9 protein-coding genes are annotated in these 19337 nt (G+C 73.7%); 4 read left to right on the forward strand and 5 right to left on the reverse strand.

From position 1 onward, the window contains the following. Positions 1 to 21: 21 nt before the first annotated feature. The 4 genes from ACO2Q3_RS20720 to ACO2Q3_RS20735 form a co-directional block, all read right to left on the reverse strand. Positions 22 to 2736, reverse strand: a complete 2715-nt coding sequence (locus ACO2Q3_RS20720) for a CHAT domain-containing protein (protein ID WP_423310033.1) — start codon at positions 2734 to 2736, stop codon at positions 22 to 24. Beyond that, a complete protein-coding gene (locus ACO2Q3_RS20725) occupies positions 2733 to 9527 on the reverse strand; it encodes a filamentous hemagglutinin N-terminal domain-containing protein (RefSeq protein ID WP_423310034.1) in 6795 nt (2264 codons plus the stop codon). The genes ACO2Q3_RS20720 and ACO2Q3_RS20725 overlap by 4 nt, the downstream gene beginning before the upstream one ends. An 8-nt stretch (positions 9528 to 9535) precedes the next feature. Beyond that, positions 9536 to 11332: a ShlB/FhaC/HecB family hemolysin secretion/activation protein gene (locus ACO2Q3_RS20730; RefSeq protein ID WP_423310035.1), complete on the reverse strand. Its 1797-nt coding sequence runs from the start codon at positions 11330 to 11332 to the stop codon at positions 9536 to 9538. A 272-nt stretch (positions 11333 to 11604) separates the two neighbouring features. Continuing rightward, entirely contained in the window at positions 11605 to 13095 is a 1491-nt protein-coding gene (locus tag ACO2Q3_RS20735; RefSeq protein ID WP_423310036.1) for a caspase family protein, read from the reverse strand. A gap of 189 nt (positions 13096 to 13284) precedes the next feature. On the opposite strand from ACO2Q3_RS20735, the gene ACO2Q3_RS20740 reads away from it, so the two are divergent. Next, complete coding sequence (locus ACO2Q3_RS20740) at positions 13285 to 13920, forward strand: OmpA family protein (protein WP_423310037.1); 636 nt, start codon at positions 13285 to 13287, stop codon at positions 13918 to 13920. A 61-nt stretch (positions 13921 to 13981) separates the two neighbouring features. Continuing rightward, the gene (locus tag ACO2Q3_RS20745; protein ID WP_423310039.1) at positions 13982 to 14893 is read left to right on the forward strand and encodes a lysostaphin resistance A-like protein; all 912 of its coding nucleotides are present in this window, start codon (positions 13982 to 13984) and stop codon (positions 14891 to 14893) included. A gap of 5 nt (positions 14894 to 14898) precedes the next feature. Here ACO2Q3_RS20745 and ACO2Q3_RS20750 read toward each other — a convergent pair whose 3' ends face one another. Further along, positions 14899 to 16494 (reverse strand): M23 family metallopeptidase, encoded by a 1596-nt coding sequence (locus tag ACO2Q3_RS20750; protein WP_423310041.1) that lies wholly within the window; start codon positions 16492 to 16494, stop codon positions 14899 to 14901. A 69-nt stretch (positions 16495 to 16563) separates the two neighbouring features. On the opposite strand from ACO2Q3_RS20750, the gene tssK reads away from it, so the two are divergent. Further along, positions 16564 to 17940, forward strand: coding sequence for a type VI secretion system baseplate subunit TssK (gene tssK, locus ACO2Q3_RS20755; protein ID WP_423310043.1), 1377 nt, complete (start codon positions 16564 to 16566; stop codon positions 17938 to 17940). Further along, the gene (gene icmH / locus ACO2Q3_RS20760; protein ID WP_423310045.1) at positions 17937 to 19331 is read left to right on the forward strand and encodes a type IVB secretion system protein IcmH/DotU; all 1395 of its coding nucleotides are present in this window, start codon (positions 17937 to 17939) and stop codon (positions 19329 to 19331) included. The genes tssK and icmH overlap by 4 nt, the downstream gene beginning before the upstream one ends. Positions 19332 to 19337 lie beyond the last annotated feature (6 nt).

The raw sequence follows: 19337 nt of genomic DNA on the forward strand, positions 1-19337 counted from the left end.
GCGGGGTGGCGACGTTGCTGGTCAGCGGCGCGCGCCGCCGACCAGGGCGAACGCCGCCCAGTAATAGGGATGCGACAGTTCCGGATCGTCCATCAGCTTCAGCTCGCCCTGTTCCAGCGCCAGGCCGGGCTCGTCGCCCTGCGCCTCGGCGGCCAGCACGCCGCTGATCAGCGCCGCCGTCGCCCGGGAATTGACCGCCCAGTGGCTGACCAGCACCGCCCGGCTGCCGGCGAAGAAGAAGCTCTGCGCGAGCCCCCCCAGCGCCTGGCCGTTGGTGTCCCCGGCCGCCGTGTCGCAGGCCGACAGCACCACCAGGTTGGCGTTCAGGTTCAGCGCGCCGATCTCCATGGTGTCGAGCATGCCATCGCTGGTGGCGTCGTCGGCCTTGGTGGTGAACAGGAAGGGGTCGGGCCAGCAGCGGTTGGAGTGCGGCAGGGCGGCGTGGGTGGAGAACAGCAGCACCCGATAGCTGTCGAGGTCGGTCCGGTGGGTGACGGCGGTGTCGGTGAAGGCCGCGCCCGAGAGCAAGTCGCGCGACGGGTCGGCCCGATAGGCGGCGACGGCCGAGCTGGCCTCCGCCAGGGAGTCGGGCAGGGGCGGGAAGTCCAGGATCGCCCGCGCCTCGGCCGTGCAGGCCCCGGTCCCGCCGCCGCTGTAGCCGCGCGAGAAGCCGCCGGCGATGCGCTCGCCGCTGAGCTGGGCCGCCGCCCGCGTGTCGTCGACCCGCGGCGCCGGATCGGCGAAGGCATAGATCGGGTTGGGCGCGTCCGACGGCCGGGCGTGGCGCAGCCGCACGAAGGCGGCCGAGCCCACCGAGGTCTCCAGGATCCGCGCGCGCGCCAGCCAGGGCGCCTGGCTGTAGTCGCGTCCGCGTGAGGCGATGAAGCGGGCGACCAGGTCCTTGTCCGGCGCGCGGGTCAGCAGGGCGGCGAACTGCAGGCTGAACAGCGGTCCGGCCGGCTCGATCACCAGGCGGTGGACCTGGGCGACGTCGCTGTCGAGGGCGCCGAACAGCGCCTGGTAGGCCTCCGCGGCGCGGCTGAGCCTGAAGCCGGGCACCGCCCCCTGCGCCGTCACCTGGGTGGACGCCCGCAGATCGGCCACCATCTGCGCGGCCTGGGCCTCAGACGCCGCCAGGCGGGTCACCTTGGCCCCGTCATGGCGCACGAACACCGCGTAGCCGGCGCCGTCGTCGAGAAAGATGAAGCGCACATAGGCCTCGTCCGGCGCCAGCACGGCCTGCAGGTCGGCCAGGGCGGTGCGCGGCGAGACGGCCGCCGCGGCGCGCGGGCCGGCGATCTTCTGCGCCCGGGCGATGGCGTCGGCGACCCGCTGGCGGGCGTCGTGCTCCATGGCTTCGACCGTCTGCAGCTGCTGGGCGGTCGCGCCCGAGCCGGCCGCGCTGGCCCGCGTCAGGCGGGCGGTGGCGCGGTCGAGCTCCAGGCGCGCCGACTGCAGGTCGCGCAGCGCCAGCGCGCTGGGACCGTCGCCCTGCGCCAGCCGCTCGGCCACGTCCGCCACGGTCGTGGCGGTGGAGGTCTCGGTGGCGACGGAGGCGACCTCGAAGAAGCGGGCCACGTCCGCGCCGTCGCCGGCCACGGCGCCGGGGGCCAGCAACGCCAGATAGGGCGCCACTTCCTGGCGCGTCGGCTGGGCGCCGTCGGTCTGGGTCAGCAGGATCTCGAAGGACTTCTGCTGCAGGGCCTTGGCGGACGCCAGGTCGCCCTGGCGCGCCTGCAGGGCGGCGATGCGGCGCAGCAGATAGGCCTCCGGCCGCGACAGGCCGTGCGCCCGGCGCACCTCGACCACCGCGCGCTGCAGGCTCGCCATCGCGCCGGGCAGGTTGCCCGCCCGATCCATCAGGTCGGCGGCCTGGGCGTCGGCGAGGCCGCGCAGCCAGTCGGCCATGTCGGCGTCGACCCGCTGCAGCGCGCCGCGCGCCAGGGCGTTCTCCTGCGCCGCGCCGCCGTCCTCGCCCAGCGCCATCAGCGCCGCGGCGCGGGCGTAGTGCGAGCGCGCTTCCAGCTCGGCCAGCTTCTCGGCGTCGGTCATCCGCCGGCCGATCATCAGCGCCGGCCCATGCTCGGCGTTCTGCAGGTTGTAGCGCTGGGTGACGGCGGCCTCGAGCACCACGCCGCCGGTGTCGCGGGTGGCCGACACCGTCTGCGAAACCTGCTGGCGCAGCGGCGCGCGCGACAGGGCGACGGCTTGGGCGGCGAGGTCGGCGGCCTGCCGGAAGGCCTGCGACCGGTCGGGCTCGGCGGCCGCGGCGGCGCGGTTGCCCAGCACCACCGAGCGGCCGACCACCAGATTGACCCGCGCCACGCGCTCGTCGATCGGCGACAGGCGCGGCGCCGCCTCGGCCAGCATCGCCTCGGCCTGGTCGAGGGCCGCGGCGGCCTCGTCGAGCCGGCCCATGGTCGACAGGTTGAAGCCGAGGAAGATCCGCGCCGAGATCAGCACGGCCGGGTCGTTGGCGCCGCCGTCGGCATGCGACAGGTCGCGATAGAGGTCGATGGCGGGGGAGAACGACCAGTACGAGGTGTTGTACCGGAAGGCCTTGAGCGCGCTGCCCTCGGCGCCGCCGGTGACACTGCCGGTCGCGCCGGCCTGCGGCGCCGGCGTGGGGGCGGGCGCCGGCGGGGCGGGGGGCTGGCCCTGGGCCCGCGCCGCGCCGCACAGCGACAGCCAGGCGACGCCCGCCAGGGCGAGCGGGGATGGACGCCGACCGGTCATGGCTTGCGCTCCGCAGGGGCGCCTGGCGCCGGCCAGGTGATCTCACCGCCCGTGTTGGTCACAGGTTCCTCCTCCACCGGCGCGAAGGGGTCCACCGCCTGGGTGACGACGCTCGGATTGGCCAGGCCCGGCGCGCCTTCGTTGCTGCTCTCGGCCTCGGCCTGAGCCGCGGCGGCCGCTGCCGCTCCGGCGAAGTCGGCCCCGCCGGTGGTCCCGGAGGGGCCGCCGATGGCGCCGGCGCCGCCCTGGCTGCCGGGCAGCTGCTCCAGGCAACCCGCGCCGCCGCCGAAGATGCAGCCGTTGAAGCGGTAGCTGGCCAGCGTGCTCGGCGCCGCATAGCCCACCGCCGCGCCCGGGGTCGGGGCGAAGGACAGCAGATAGGCGGCGGCGATGCCGTCGATCAGGGTGTCGGACGGCGGCGGCGGCAGGACCCCCGCCAGGTGGCTGTCCAGGGCGCCGAACAGGCTGATGCGCGAGGGCGTGGCGCCGGTTCCGAGGGTATTGATCGTCAGGCCGCCGAGCTGCAGGCCCGCGCCGCTTCCGGCCGCGCCGGAAGCCGCCAGGTTGCGCTCGAGGATGGCGTCGGCCGCCCGCAGGTCGAGGCGCCCGGCGCGGATCTGCAGTGTGGCGCCGCCCGCGTAGGCCGGCAGGGTCTCGGGTGACTGCGACTGCACGGCGGTCTCGAACTCGCTGCTGAGCGCGCTGTCGGAGCCCGGCGCTATGTGGATCGAGCGCGCCTCCAGGCGGACGGCGGCGAGCGCATTGCCGCCGACCCCGAGGCCGCCCGACACGCGGATCACGTCCGGGGTCCAGGCGCCCGACACCGGCGCGGCCGCCGAGCCCTGTCCCAGCGACGGGCCACTGCCGTCGCCCGGGGAGGCGCCGGCCTGGAAGACGGCGTCGGTCCCGACCGGGTCGCTGACCTGGCCGGTGATGTCGATGCGCGACCCCGGCCCGGCGTAGACGCGCACCGTGCGCAGGGTCGCCGAGTACTGCACGTCGCGCACCACGACGTTGGCGCTGGCGTTGGGGTCGATGCCGGAGAACAGGGTCAGCGAGCGCACCGACGTGCGGCTGATCTCGCCGCTGTCGAACACGAAGCCCGGGTCGCCCGAGCCCGCCGGCCCGCCCAGCACCGCCGGGGCGAAGCCGCCCCCCGACACCGTCGTGCGGCGCGCGAACAGCACCAGATCCGCGCCCGGCGCGTTGATCTGGCCGGGAAGGCTGAGGCTGGTCGCCGCGATCAGCACCTGGCCGCCCGCGCCGCCCCCGGCCAGCTGCACGCTGGTCAGGCTCATGGCCGCGCCGCTGTCCAGGCGCACGTCCGCCCCCGCGCCGTTGGCCACGGCCGCGCCGCCGAGGGTCACGGGGCCGCCGGCGCGCACGTCGATGTCGCCGCCGCCGGTCGCGCCGATCGGCGACGGGCTGGCCGACCAATAGGCGAGGATCGGGTCGGTCGCCGCCAGCTGGTCGCCGGCCCCTGCGCCGTCGGCGCCGCCGCCGGACGAGAGGGCGCCACCGACATTGAGCGTCCCGGCCGCGCGAAGCACCACGTCGTCGCCGGCGCTGGCCGAGCTGATCTGCAGGCCGCCAGCGCGCGCCCGGACGGCGACGTCGCCGGCGGCGGTGAGCTGGTTCGAACTGGCCGAGGCGTCGCGCTGCACCGTGCCGCCGTCCAGCAGGACATCGCCACCGGAGGCGAGCACATCGCCGGTGCGCACGTCGCCGGCGCCGGTGGTCTGCACCGCGACCGAACCCGCCGAATGGATCTGGCCCGCCACGTCCACGCCGCCGCCGTGGGCGAGGATGTCGACGTCCGGCGCGCCCGAGACCGAGAACGGCGCGCCGCCGAGGCTGACGGGATCGGCGGCGGCGAGCAGGTCGCCGGCCTGGCCGGGGGAACTGGCGTCGTTGCCGCCGGCATGGGTGGTGATCGCGCCGGCCGCGGCGATCCCGCCCGCCCCGCTGCGCAGCACCACGTCGTCCCCGGCGTCGAGCGTCCCCGCCGACAAGGTCCCGGCGTAGGCGCGCAGGGCGATGTCGCGCCCCGCGGTCATGCCGAGCACCGTCGCCGATTGCCCCGCATCCACCAGCAGGTCCTGGCCGGCCTGCGCCGCACCGCCCAGGGTGATCGATCCCGTGGCCTGCAGGCGCGCGTCCGCCCCGGGGCCACTGGCGGTGATCGGGCCCTGGATGAGGATCGTCACGGCGCGGACGTCGATGTCCGATCCGGCCATGGCGAAGGCGGTTCCTCCGGGCTGGCCAGGTCCGCTGGGGCTGAAGGCGTTGAGCGGGTCGCGTGCGGCCAGGGCGTCGCCCGCCTGGCCGGCGGCCGCGCTGTCGGCGCCGTGGTTGGTCAGGGCGCCGGTGGCGGTGACCTGCTGCCCGGCGCGGATCACGATGTCGTCCTGGGCGTCGGCGGTGGTCAGGCTGACCGAGCCCAGCCGGGCGCTGAGCGCGATGTCGCGGCCCGCACTGAGCGCGCCGGTGACCTGCACCGCGCCGGCCGAACCGAGCGCGCCGTCAATCAGGATGTCCTGGCCGGCGACCACGTCGACGGGGACGCTGCCGCCGCTGAAGCTGATCGCGCCCTGGGCCTGGAAGCGGGCGTCGGCGCCTGCGCCGCCGGCGGTGACCGGGCCCTGCACGGTGATCGCCGCCGCGACCGTCGTGGCGCCGGACAGGGCCACCCCGGCGATCACGTCGATGTCCGCGCCGGCGAGGCCGAAGCTGGCGCCGCCCACGCTCATCGCCGGGCTCTCGCCGCTGGCGATCAGGCGGTCGGCGGCCCCGACCGTGTCGCTGCCGCCGCCGGAGGTCAGGCCGTTGGCCACGCTGACGTCGCCGCCGGCGCGGATCGCGATGTCGTCGCCGGCCTGGATGGAATCCACCGCGACCTGACCGGTGCGGCCGCGGACGGCGACGTCGCCGCCGAGCGAGACGAGGGTGACCGGGGCATCGATGCTGGGGCCGATGCTGGCGCCGTCCAGCAGCACGTCCCCCGTCTCGGAGGTCACCTCGGCGGTCAGGACGTCGCCCCCCGCGGCGTTGCGGTCGGTCTGCAGGCGGGCGTCGCCCCAGGCGTCGACGGCGTCCAGCACGGCGATGTCGCCGTTGTGCGACAGCAGGTCGATGTCCGAGCCGTTGGCCACCGAGAACGGCGTGGACAGGATCGTTGGATCGACGGCGAACAGCAGGTCGCCGGACTGGCCCGGGCTGCTCGCGTCGTTCGCCCCGTGCGTGGTCAGGCCGGCCGTGGTGATGCCGCCGCCGCTGGCGGCCACATGGCCGCTGCGCAGCACGATGTCGTCCTGGGCGTCGACATATCCCACCGAGACGGCGTCGCCATAGGATCGGGCCGCCACGTCGCGGCCGGCCGTGAGGTCGCCGGTCGACACCGCCAGGCCGCCGTCGATGAGCACGTCGCGCCCGGCGCTGACCGCGGCGAGGGAGATGCCGCCCGTCGCCTGGAAGCGCGCGTCCGTCGCGGCCGTCTGCAGGTCGCCGGCGACGATCGCCCCGGCCTTGATGTCAATGTCGGAGCCGGCCTCGGTGAAGGTCACGCCGCCGGCCTGCCCGGGTCCCGCGGCGCTGTAGGCGTTCAGCGGGTCATCCGCCGCCAGGAGGTCGCCGACCTGTCCGGTGGCGCTGCTGTCGAAGCCTGCGGCCGTTGTCTGGCCGGCGATCGTCACGGCCCCCACCGCGCGGACCACCACGTCGTCCTGTGCGAAGACCGAGCCGATGCCGACCGTGGCGCCGCTGGAGCGCACGGCGACGTCGCGGCCAGCGTCCAGGACGTCGTTCACCGTGACCGCCTGGCCGGCGTCGATCAGGATGTCTTCCTCGGCGGACGCATCGTTCAGCGTCACCGCGCCGCCGGCCTGCAGCCGCACGTCCGAGCCGCCGCCGCCGAACACCGAACCATAGTCGGTGGGGCCGCTGCCGTTGGGACCGATCAGGATCGCGCCCTTGGCCAGCACGTCGATGTCCGCCCCGTTGGCCACGCCGAAGCTGAAGCCATGCAGGGTCACCGGATCGATCGCCGCCAGCAGGTCGCCCGCCTGGCCGGGGGTCGACGGGTCGTTGGCCCCGTAGGTCGCCAGCCGGCCGGTGATCGAGGCGTCGCCGTCGGCCCGCAGCACGATGTCGTCGCCGGCGCGCACGGCGGCGTCGGCGTTGTCGCCGCTGATGTCCAGCGCGCCGCCCGTCGAGCGGACGGCGACGTCGCGTCCGGCCAGCAGGGTCTGGGTGATGGTCACGTCCCCGCCGGCGTCGACAAGCACGTCGCGCCCGGCCTGCACCCCCGCCAGGGTGACCGCGCCCGGGGTCTGGAACCGGGCGTCCGAGGTGTTGGGGCTGTTCAGCGACGGCTCGACCCCGACGGCGTCCACCAGCCCCGTCACGAGGATGTCGGCGCCGGCCTTCACGTCGATGGTCGACCCGGCGACGTCGAAGCTGGTCCCGCCGCTGCCGCCGGGCCCGGCGGCGGAGAAGGCGTTGAGCGGCGATTCCTGCGCCAGCAGGTCGCCGGCCTGATCCGCCGCGGTGCTGTCCTGGCCATGCACGGTGATCGCGCCGTTGACGGTGATGCCGTCCGCGGCGCGCAGGACCACGTCGTCCTGGGCGTCGATGGCCTTCGTGGTCATCGCCCCGGAATAGGCGCGCACGCCCACGTCCTGGCCGGCCGTCAACGTGCCCGTGACGATGGACGGTCCGCCGTCGATCAGCACGTCCTGACTGGCCTGCACATCGCCGAGCGCGATGGCGCCAGGGGCCTGGAAGCGGACGTCGGAGCCGGGGCCCTGGGCCGTGGACGAGCCGAGCACCTGGATCGAGCCGGCCAGGACGTCGATGTCCGAGCCGACCACGTTGAAGCTGGAGCCGCCGGTGGCGCCCGGGCCCTGCGGGCTGAAGGCGATGATCGGCCCCGACAGCGCCAGCAGGTCGCCGACCTGGTTGGGGGCGCTGCTGTCCTGGCCGTGGGTGGTCAGGTCGCCGCTGACGATCAGGGCGCCGCCCGCGCCCAGCACGATGTCGTCCTGGGCGTCGCCCGAGGTGAACACCAGGCTGCCGATGTTGCTGTTGGCGGCGATGTCGCGTCCGGCGACCAGGGCGCCGGCGGCGGTGTCGCCGTAGGCCTCCAGCAGGATGTCGCGCGGCGCGGTGACGTCGCCGACGCTGAGCGCGCCGGTCGTGCCGAAGGCGTCCAGCCGGACATCCGACAGGGGGCTGCTGAGGCTCGACGCCCCCGCGTCGCTGGCGGTGACGGTGTCGGCGTGGATGCTGCCGGCGACGACCTCGACGTCGTGGCCGACCAGGTCGAAGTCGTGGCCCACGAAGGTGAGGGGCCCGGTGCTGGCGATCAGGCGCTCGCCGGCCTCGGTGGGATCGCTGACGCTGGGGTCGGTCGGGTCCTGGTCCAGCACCGCGACGCCGGCGTTGATGTCGCCGGCGGTGAAGACGCCGCCGCCGCGCACCACGACGTCGTCACGGGCGTTGAGATCGCCGACGGTGATCGAGCCGGGCGACCGAAGGGCGATGTCCACCGCGCTCAGCGACCCTTTGAACAGCACCGACGAGATCTGGCCGGTCGCGGCGATGTCGAGATCGCCGACGGGGTTGATCGCATCGCCCAGCAGCGCCGTCCCGGAGGCGCGCACCATCAACCCGGCCCCGGGCGCGGCGCTGGGGTCGGTCGTCTGGCTGGGATCGAAGACGGTGTTGATGTTCAGGGGATCGAGCAGCACATAGCCGCCGGCGCTGGTCACGGCGCCGTCGTGCACCGGTCCGTTGGGTCCGCCCGAGACATGGCCGTCGGCCACCGTCTGGGGCGAGCCGACCGGCGCCAGGTCGCTGGTCATCAGCACGATGTCCTGGCCGTCCTGGCGGGCCTGGGTGGCGGTGATGCTGCCGGTGATCAGCACGTCGACCGGCGCGCTCTCGCCGCCCGCGGCGATGAAGATGCGCCCGGCGGTGAGCTTGGCGGAGGTGTTGACCGAAACCCCGCCCACCGTGCCGGGGCCGGAACCCGCCACGCCGCGGTCGATGGTGGCGCCGTCGAGCTGGTACAGCTGGTTGCCGTCCTCGGCGAAGGTCAGGCTGACGTCCTGGGCGGCGATGGCCACGACCTGTCCCTCGCCGGTCGCGCCCTCCACGATCGTGCCGGAGCCCGAGCCGGGATTGCTGTCGCCGAGGGTGACCTGCGGGGCGAGCAGGGCGACGACGCCGTGGTTGGCGATCACTGTGCCGTTGACGACGATCGGCTGGGTCGCGCCGGTGAACGACCAGGTCAGGCCGCCCGACAGGAAGTTGCTGGTGTCGAAGCCGGTGGCGGTCGACAGCACCAGCCCGCCGACGTCGAACACGCCGCTCTGGCTGACGACGATGCCGTTGGGGTTGATGAGCCAGAACTGGCCGGTGGCGTTGACGTTGCCGCTGATGTCGGAGGCGAAGCTGGGTCCGACGCTGACCACCCGGTTGACGATGATCCAGTCCGGCGACATGCCCTCGACGTTGAAGGTGCTGCCGGCGGTGACGTTGAACTCGGTCCACTCGGCGTAGGCGCGCGGCGCCGTGGCCTGGATCGAATTGTTGGTGGACGTCGGGTCGTAGCTGGGGTCGATGAACACGTTCGACCAGTTCGAGCCGGACGCCGGCGGCGGGACCGACGGCACGGGGGTGTTGTTGGCGGCGCTGGCCGGGCCGGCGGCGAGGGCCAGGGACAGGGTGGCCGGTGCGGCGGCCGCCAACAGCAGCCGGCGAACGGAGAGTGCATGTCGGGGGGCGGACATCGCAGCTCCTATCGGAACGAGAAAACCCGGGACAGCGTCAGCAGCACGCGTCCCTTCGGATCGGGCGCCCCGGGGAACGGCCTGCGGAGCGGGTCGGCGTAAGCCAGGTCCAGCTGCAGACGCCAGGGCAGCAGGGTGCGCACGCCGCCGCCAACCGAGGCGATCGTGCTGGAATATCCGCCGGTGTCGAGGTTGCTGAGCCGTGCGGCGTCGACGAAGGCATAGGGCTCGATCCAGCCGCGGCCGGCCCCGAACGAGGCGTTCTTGTAGGCAAACCGCCAGCCGGCCTCCAGCTGGCCGCCGATCGCCCGGTCGCCGCTGGCGGCGCCCGGCGAATAGCCGCGGCCGATGGTGTAATTGCCGATCTGGAATTCCTCGTACGCGGTCAACGGGTGGTTGGCGATCTGGCCCGACGCGCGCAGCTCGATCCACGGGCCGCCGGTCGCCTGGAAGCCCTGCCGTCCGCGGCCGGTCCAGCGCAACGATCCGTCGGCCCGCAGCACCGTCGCCAGCGGATCGCCCTGGGCGCGCGACAGCGTCGGGTCGCCGCGGCGGCTGCCGCCCAGACCGCCGACCCCCTGCACCAGGCTGCCGGAAAGCTCGCTGTCCAGGTGCGGCTGGGAATCGGGACGCCAGCGCATGTCGAGGCTGAGGGTCAGCAGGCGAAGGCGGTCCTCGAAAAGGATCGGCTCGCCTGGCGTAAGGCCGCGCAGGATGCCCAGGTCGTTCTTCTGGTTGATGTAGTCGAAGCGCGCCGTGGCGACGATGTTCGCCGTCTGGCTGCGCAGCACGGGGTAGTCGAGCCGGACGCTGGCGTCGAGGAAGTCGCCGGCGATCTGCAGCGGCGCCAGCGCGCCCCCCGGCGTGGTGTGGGCGTAGTCCGCCTCGCCCTGCAGGCGCAGGCCGCTGGGGCCGATGGCGAAGCTCTCGATCCCCTCCACCACCTTCTGGTCGCCCGTCGAGGTGCTGAACAGGACCAGCGAGGTGCGGTCGGCGAAGCGGGTGAAGCTGTTGGCGTCGAGGCGGCCATAGAGGGCCGTGCGGCCCAGCTCGTCATTGCCCAGGTTCTGCAGCCCGAGGGACAGGTCGAACTTGCGGCGGGGCCGCGCCGTGGCCACCACTTCCACCGCGCCGGGGCCGCTGCCATGCACCCGCACGCCGATGTCGGCGCCCGGCGTGTCGCGCGCCAGCAGCACGGCCCGCTCCAGGTCCGGCCAGCGCAGCGGACGCTCGCCCAGCAGCGGGGAGAAATACGAGCGGACCAGGACCGCGGAGGGTCCGAGGGCGGCCAGGCCGTCGGTGTCGACCGACGAGACATATCCCTCGGTCGCCTGCAGCCGCAGCACACCGCCTTCGATGCGCTGCGGCGGGACGTCCACCCGCGTGAGTCGGAAGCCCTTGCGGGTGAAGATCGCGGCCACGCGGTCGCGCACCTGGCAGACCACCCCGAGGTCGTGCGGCGCGCCGAGCAGGCCGGAGACGGCGTCGGTGACTTCCTGGGGCGTGACCACGCTGGCGCCGTCGAGGGTGACCTTCGACAGGGTCACCGTCATGCCCTGGCCGGCGAACGGACAGGTCCCGCCGGCGGGCGGTGCGGTCAGCGGGTTGGCGCCCGGACGGGCGGCCGGAATCTGCTGGCTCAGCTCAGGGGCCGCGCGCGACACCGGGGCGTCGGGATCCTCGCCGGCCTGCGCCGACGCGGCCAGCGCCAGCGGCGGGAGGCAGGCCCACAGCAGGGCGCCTCTGGCCCGGCTGGCCTTGCCGCCGGGCGCGCCCGGGACGTCCATGATCGATCTTGTCGCCATCCCCCATCCCGCGCCGTCGGGATGGTCCACGCCGGGGCTCTATCGCCCTGGCAGCGTCCCCGCCCGATCCGTTGTGACCTCGTCCCCGCCGGCGTCCGTGATGCGGCCCGGCGGGCGGCGGTAAACGCAACTGCGGCAGCAGGTCACACCCGGCGCGCGGGCTTTGCAAGTCCCCGTTTTGGTGGAAGGCCAAGTTTTTCCACCGCCCGGATCGTCAGATTGTGTCTTGAATTTGGCTTACGCCTTTCTGTGAAGTCATAATTCGGATGACGTCACTTGCACGGCGTCACGGGCGTATCCATGATCGCGTCGAACATCTTTCTGTACTTCTCGCTCGCGGCAAATTGTTCGTCCGCGGTGGCCTTGTAGTCCTGGGATTCTTTGACGACGACGACGTAGAAGCCATTCACCTGGCTCTCGTATTCGCGGCGCAGGGTGTCGAGGTCCTTGATGTACTGCGCGGCGCGCTCGTTGTTGTCGTAGGCGACGGTCCGGGCGGGGACGTACACCCGATCATGGAACTGGTTGCGCGCCTCCAGGCTGCAGAAGCTGGCTGGGATGTCGACGCCGGGTGGCGGCGTCAGCACCGGACGGGGCGGCAGGGCGCCGAAGCCGAGCGCGGCGATGGTGAAGCCGCCCGCGCGGGCCTGGGCGGCGCGCGGAATGGTGCTGAGCATGGCCTGAATCTCGGTGCGCGGCGCTGCGGCGGCGGACGGCGCGACCGGGGCGGCCACCGGGGTTGCCGGCGTCGAAGGCGGCTGCGCGGCCGGGGGCGCGGGGGGAGGCGAGGGCGCGGGCGACGGTGGCGCGGCGAACGCCTGGCTCGGCCCGTCGTTGCGGAGCAGTTCGCTGATGTCGGGGGTGACCTCGGGCTTGCGGGTCTGCGCCGCGTGCGTGTCGGCGACCGCGACCTCCACCGGCGGCGGGGGCTGCGGCACGGGCGGATCTTCGCCGGCGCCGGAGGCGGCGGGGGCCGGCCGCGCGGCCGAGGCGGCCAGCGTGGGCGGCGGCGCCGCCGAACCGCCGTTGAAGAAGATGTTCTCCAGCAGCATCCCCGACACCGACGGCACCTGTCGGCTGCCGGTGCGGGTGGCGACCTCCCGGGTGATGTTCTGGACGAAGCTGTTCTGGTCGGACAGCGGCACGTCCAGCGCATGCAGCACGGCCGTGGCGAACACGCTGTTGGGGTCGCCGGTCGAGCCGGGGGCGGCGTCGTAGGACTGCTGGCCGGGCCCGGCCGCCAGGATGATCACCCGGCCCGGGGCCGCCGCCGGATTGGTGCCGGCCCGCTTGGAGCCGATGTTTTCCTGGAAGACGTTGTCGCGGCAGGCGTCGAACATGAAGATCAGGCTGATGTGCTTCATGTCCTCGAAGAACAGCTTGGAGATGTCGTAGCCCAGGTCGGCGACGTCGCCCTCGGCGCGGATGTCGGCGTCGACCGGGATCATGTAGTCCGAGCCGTTCACCTCCATGCCGTGGCCGGCGTAGTAGATCACCACCAGGTCGCCGTCGTGGACCTTGTGCTTGAAGGCGACGATCGCCTCGCGCAGGTGGTTGTTGTCGATGTCCTCCTTCTCCAGCACGTCGAAGCCGAGCCGGTCGAGGCGGGCGGCGACGGCGGCGGCGTCGCGGGTGGGGTTCAGCAGTTCGCCGGCATGGGCGTAGCCGCCGTTGCCGATCACCAGGGCCAGACGGTCGGCAAAGGCCGGCGACGGGGCGAGCAGCAACGCCAGCGCAGCGGCGAGCCAGGGGCCTGGCCCCATCGCCCTGCGCCACAAATCAGCCGCTCCGCGTCGCATCCCCACAGCTCGTCGCAACGGCCCGACCCCCATCGGACCGCGGACAGACTACCGCGTCTTGGCGCGAGGCCAAAGCGCCGAACGCCGGTCGTCGACATGGCGCGCGCCAATAGCTATCCTTCCAGGTCTTGGGGAACGTCTAGGGAGGGGCCGGTGACGCGTGCGTTCGCAGCCTTGGCCTTGGCTTGGGTGGCGCTGGGCTCGCCGGCCCTGGCCGACCCTGAGCCGCAATACACGCCAGAGCAGGCGAAGTCGGCGATCCTGAGCGGTCCGCGCCCGTGCCCCAGCGGGCGCAGCCAGCAGAGCTGCGAGGCCGATCCCCTGACCCGCCGGTGGTGCATCGGCGAAAGCTGCATGCACCGCTCGCCACCGCCGCAGACCGCGACCGCGCGGGCGCCGGCGGCCCCGGCCGGCCGGCCGGCCGGGCGCCAGGCGCCGCCGCAGCCCCGCTTGTCGTCGGCAGACATCCTGGTCACCTTCCAGTCCGGATCGTCCGAGATCACCCCGCAGGGCCGCGCGAACCTGCGGAGCATGGCGCGGGCGCTGAACTCCGACAGCCTCGGCAGCCTGAACTTCGAGGTCGCCGGATACACCGACGCCAGCGGCAACGAACTCGACAACTTCCTGCTCTCCGGGCGCCGCGCGGACGCCGTGCGCGACTTCCTGGTCTCCCTCGGGGTGCGCGGCGAGCGGCTGTCCGCGGCGCCGTACGGGTCGGCGCACCTGGCCGATCCTGGCGACCCCCGCTCGCCGCTGAACCGGCGCGTCGAGCTGCACCGGCTGAACTAGCGCGGCCCCACCCGCCGTCCCGGGCTTGCCGAGGGCCGCGAAACGCGGTGGAGATGCGGGCGTGGAGCGGGTCGACGCAGCCAACCCCTGGATCGTGGAGGCCGACGCCGCGCCGCGCCGCGCGCTGGGCTGGCTGACCGCAATGGTGGGCGCGCTCTGGGCGGCGGGGGTCGTGCACTGGTCGACGCGGCCGTTGGAGGGCTGGCTGGCTGGCCTGGGCGACCCGGGCGATCCCTGGACCTTCGACCTGCAGACCCTGGTGCTGAACGGGGTCGTGTTCGGGCTGATGCTGGCGGCGGCGGCGGTCGGCGGGCGCGTCGAGGGCCGCCGCGTGGCTCGGCTGGGCCGGCGGCCGCTGTGGGCGGCCCTGACCGGCGTGGCGATCGGCGTCGTCGGCTTCAGCCTCAGCCTGGGCGTGGCCTTCCTGGCCGGGGCGGTGATCCGCGGCACGGGGCCGGCGCTGTCGGTTTCCCTGCTGGGGCCCGCCCTGGCGAACATGCTGCTGATCCTGCTGGGGGCGCTCGCCGAGGAGGTCTATTTCCGGGGCTGGCTGCAGCCGGTGCTCTGCGGTCGCTGGGGCGCCTGGGTCGGCCTGACCGCGACCTCGCTGATCTTCGCGGCGGCGCACCTGATCGGCGCGCCGCGCTCGCCGACGGCGATGCTCAACATCGTCCTGGCCGGCACGGTCTTCGGCCTGCTGGCGCTGCGCAGCGGGGGCCTCGCCGCGCCGGTGATGGCGCACTTCGCCTGGAACTGGAGCGAAGCCGGCCTGTTCGGCGCCGACCCCAACCCCGGCGGCGATCCCGTCGGCGCCGTGGCCGATGTCGACCTGTCCGGTCCGACGCTGTGGAGCGGCGGGGCGGACACCATGAACGGCAGCCTCGCCACCACGCTGGTGCTGGCCGTCCTGGTGCTGCTGGCGGCGCTGGCCCGGCCGCGTGGGGCGCCGGCCCGCGCGACCCAGCAGGCCTGAAAGGGTCAGCCGTTCTGCGCCTGGCGCAGGGTGTCGATCCGGTCGCGTTCCTTGAAGAAGGCCTTCAGGTCGGCGCCGGCCAGGACCACGCCCTGTTCGACCGGGATCTTCATCGGGTCGACCGCCTCGCTGTTGATGTGCACCTCGTAGTGCAGGTGCGGGCCTGTCGCCCGTCCGGTCATGCCGACCTGGCCGATCTGCTGGCCCTGGCGCACCCGGACCCCCGGCGCCATGCCGTCGGCGATGCGCACCATGTGCAGGTAGTAGGTCTCCCAGCCGTTGTCGTGCTTGAGGATCACCAGATTGCCGTTGGGACCCTTCATCGCCGCCCACTCCACCAGGCCGTCGGAGGCGGCGTAGATCGGCGTGCCGATCGGCGCGGCGAAGTCGACGCCCTTGTGCATCTTGACGAAGCCGAGCACCGGGTGGACGCGCATGCCGAAGGTGGAGGACACGCGCGCGCCTTCGACGGGGGTGCGCATGAACGAGCGCACCACACTGCGGCCGTTGCCGTCGAACCAGCCCGCCTCGGCCTGTCCGGCCTTGAAGCGGTAGAGGGCGCGGGATTTCTCGGCCGTCTGCATCGAGACGTACAGCAGGTCGGGGGCGCCGGAGACCTCGCCCTGGTCGTTGACCTGCTGGGCGAACGCCGCCTCGAACACGTCCCCCTGGGTGATCTCGCGCTGGAAGTCGAAGTCGAAGGTGAAGGCGTTGGAGAAGGGGGTGATCAGGGTGTCCGGCACCCCGGCGGCGACGGCCGAGGTATAGAAGCTGTTGGCGTCCATCTCGCTGCGGATCACCCGCACGCCGCTGGTCAGGTGGGCGGCGAGGGGCCTGGCCACGAAGGCGCCGCCCGGGCCGCGCGCCACGGCGACGCCGCTGTTGTCCGCCCGTCGCGCTTCCAGGCTGACCAGGCGCAGGGCCGGACCGCTCGGGGCCACGATCAGCACCAGATGCAGGACGCCGGGGCTCTGGCCGAGGCCGGCGAGCGCGGCGGCGGACGCCGCCTGAGCCTCCGCATCGGAGACGCCGTTGCCGGTCAGGGCGCGCTGCAGGTCGGAGGGGGCCTGGATGGCCAGGCTGCGCCGCTCGGCGCTGCCGGCGGCGAGCCCCGTGGGGTCGGGCGGCGGCGGCGCTGCGGCGGCGCTGGCGCTCGCCGGGTGCGACGTGGCGGTCCGGCGGGTGGTCAGCGCCAGCAGGGCCGCGCCGGCGCCGCAGGCCGCCAGCCCGCCGCCGGCCAGCAGCAGGCCGCGCCGCGACACCGGGGCAGGGGGCGTGGGCCCGCCCGGGCCGGACGTCCCCGCGGCGGCCTTCGCCGCGCCAGCCTTCGCCGCGCCAGCCTTGGCGCCGGGCGCGGGGCCGCCTCCGGCCCCGGCCTGGCCCGCCGTCCGGCCCCAGGTGCGCGGGTCGAAGGATGTGGTCTCGGGCGGCGAGGGCGACGTCGGCGCCGAATCGGCCGGAGCGGGCGGCGTGACGGGGGCGGGCGGCGCCGGCGCGGCGGCCGGCCCGGCGCCGGGCGCGTCCGGCGCCGCGGGCTTGCCGCCGGGCGCGATCCAGGTGCGCGGATCGAAGGACGGACCGCTATCGGGAGGCGATGACACCGGGTGGGGAAGCCGCTGCTGACTTGAGCTCAGGCCTCAGGTAACTCCTCTTTGGCCGCGTTAGGAAGCGTGGTCTATTGGGCCGACAAGGACCAAGGGGGCCAGATGCAGGGCGAAGGGCGAGTCGGCTGGCGCGAGGGCCTGTTCCTTCGGCCGCAGCACTTCCAGCAGCAGGACCGGCACATGGACGCCCTCGTGCGCGCCCGGACCGAGCCGCTGCAGCCCTATCCCTGGGGGCTGGTCGAGCTGAGGATCAACCAGGACCTGGCCTCGCTCGGCAAGTTCGGCGTGCAGCGCTGCGCCGGCCTGCTGCCCGACGGCCAGCCGTTCTCGGCCCCCGACGACGTGCCGCCGCCCGACCCTCTGGACATCCCGGAGGACACCCGCGACGCCGTGGTCTATCTGACCCTGCCGGCGCGCCAGGCCGGGGCGGTGGAGTTCCGCCCGCGCTCGACGATGGACGAGGCCAGCCGCTATCTGGTGGAGGAACAGGAGGCGCTGGACTCCTATTCCGAGAACCGCACCGCCGAACGGCTGGAGATCGCCCGCCCGAACCTGAGGTTCGGCATCACCCACGAGCAGACCGATGGCCGCGTCTGCCTCAGCCTGGCGAAGATCCGCGAGGTGCAGAACGGCCGGGTGATCCTGGACGACCGTCACATCCCCAGCTGCCTCGATTGCCGCGCGAGCCCGCGCCTGACCGGCATGGTCACCGACATCCTGGGCCGCATCGAGCAGCGGGTGAACGAACTGGCCGTGCGGGCGGTGGAGAACACCGACGGCGGGCAGGACTCGTTCAAGAGCTTCCTGATGCTGCAGGCGCTGAACCGCTGGGCGCCGATGCTGGGGCACCTCAACGGCCTGCCGGCCTGCCACCCGGAGCGGCTCTACGAGGTGTTCCTGGGGCTGGCCGGAGAGCTGGCGACCCTGGTTCGCGCCGACCGCAAGCCGCAGGCCTTCCCGGCCTACAACCACGAGGACCTGCAGGGCTGCTTCGAGCCGGTCTACGAGGCGCTGCGCCTGGCCCTGGCGGCGATGTTCGACCGCTCGGCCGTGCAGCTGCCGATCGAGATGGTCTCGCCCGGCGCGTACGTGTCGCGCATCACCGATCCGTCGCTCTACGAGACCGGCTATTTCTATCTCGCGGTGGGCGCCGCCAACGGGCTGGAGGAGGTGCGCGCGCGCTTTCCGGCCATGGCCAAGATCGGCGCCTTCCAGCGGATGGCCCAGATCGTCGAGAACGCCTTGCCGGGCGTGCCGTTGCGCCACGTGCCCACCCCGCCGCCGCAGCTTCGGGTGCTGCCCGGGTTCGTCTATTTCGAGCTGGACCGCTCGACGCCGGACTGGCGCGACTTCAGCGACGCCCGCGCCCTGGCGCTGCAGGTCGCCGGCGACTGGCCGGAGCTCAATCTTGAACTGTGGTGCGTCAAGAGGCTGGCGCGATGAACGGCGACGGCGACGAGAACAATGCCAACCGGACGGTGTTCAGGCCCTCGCCGCTGCAGGGCCGGCCCCGGCCCGAAGCGCCCGAGCCCGCGCCGTTCGGCGCCCCCCCGGCAGCGCCCTTCGGCCAGGCGCCCGCCCCTGACACGCCGCCTCCGCCGACAGCCAGCGCGGCCTCGCCCCCGCTGGTCGACGACGACATCCCCCGGCCGCCCGGCGAGCCCAAGGTCCGCAACCGGATCATGGCCGAGGCCGCGCCGATCCTGTCGTTCATGGCCAGCGTCCGGTCGGGCCGCGCCCGCATCGCCCTGCCGGACCTGCACGCGCGGATGACGGCGGCGGTCTCGGCGTTCGACCGCGCCGTGGTGGCGGCCGCGTACCCAGACGAGCAGCGCCAGAGAGCGCTCTACGCGGTGTGCGCCACCGTCGACGACATCGCCCAGAACCTGCCCGGCCAGGCCCAGGACGCCGCCGAGTGGGCGCGCCGCAGCCTGGTGGTGCAGTTCTTCAAGGAGAACATCGGCGGCGACCGCTTCTGGCAGATCGTCGACAACATGCTGGCCCGGCCGGCGCAGTACGCCGACCTGATCGAGCTGTTCCACGCCTGCCTGGCGGCCGGCTTCGAGGGGCGCTTCCGGGTGATGCCGGACGGCAAGCGCCGCCTGCAGGAGGTCACGGGCCAGCTGTACGCCTCGATGGAGCACGTGCGCCGCCTCTCGGCCACCGAGCTGTCGCCCCACTGGCGCGGCCAGCCGACGCCCATGCGGCGGGTCGGCTTCTGGTCGATCCTGGCCCTCGCGGGGGCCGCCGCCTTCGGCCTGCTGGCGGTGATCTACATCGTCCTGCGGCTGATCCTGCTGCAGACCGGGCATCCCGCGATGACGGCGCTGAAGGCGATCAATCCGGACCAGCCGCTGCGTCTGTCGCGCCTGGCCCCGCCGCCCCCGCCCGCCACCTCGGGCCAGCTGCAGACCATCCAGGGTTTCCTGGCGCCCGAGATCGCCCAGCACCTGGTGGTGGTGGACCAGGACGGCAGCTCGATCCGCGTACGGACGACCGTCGGCCAGCTGTTCGCCTCCGGCTCCGACCAGCTCGACTCCGCACGCCGCCCGCTGATCGACCGCATCGGCGCCGCCGTCGAAACCCAGCGTGGAACCGTGCGGGTCGAGGGCTATACCGACTCCGACCGGGTCAGCAGCCTGACCTTCCCCGACAACAACGCCCTGTCCCTGGCCCGGGCGCAGGCGGTGGCGGGCATGATCAAGGCCAAGCTCAGCGACGCCAGCCGGGTGAGCGCCGAGGGCTTCGGCGACAGTCGTCCCATCGCCAGCAACGACACGCCGCAGGGCAAGGCGCTGAACCGCCGCGTCGAGATCGTCATCCCCAGGACCTGAGGAACC

This window comes from Caulobacter sp. KR2-114 (genome assembly GCF_049446115.1).
In the GTDB taxonomy this organism is placed as follows: domain Bacteria; phylum Pseudomonadota; class Alphaproteobacteria; order Caulobacterales; family Caulobacteraceae; genus Acaudatibacter.

Coding starts and splice junctions, on each gene's coding strand:
- ACO2Q3_RS20725 (WP_423310034.1), bottom strand. CDS start 9,527: ATGTCCGCCCCCCGACATGCACTCTCCGTTCGCCGGCTGCTGTTGGCG.
- ACO2Q3_RS20730 (WP_423310035.1), bottom strand. CDS start 11,332: ATGGCGACAAGATCGATCATGGACGTCCCGGGCGCGCCCGGCGGCAAG.
- icmH (WP_423310045.1), top strand. CDS start 17,937: ATGAACGGCGACGGCGACGAGAACAATGCCAACCGGACGGTGTTCAGG.
- ACO2Q3_RS20735 (WP_423310036.1), bottom strand. CDS start 13,095: ATGGGGCCAGGCCCCTGGCTCGCCGCTGCGCTGGCGTTGCTGCTCGCC.
- ACO2Q3_RS20720 (WP_423310033.1), bottom strand. CDS start 2,736: ATGACCGGTCGGCGTCCATCCCCGCTCGCCCTGGCGGGCGTCGCCTGG.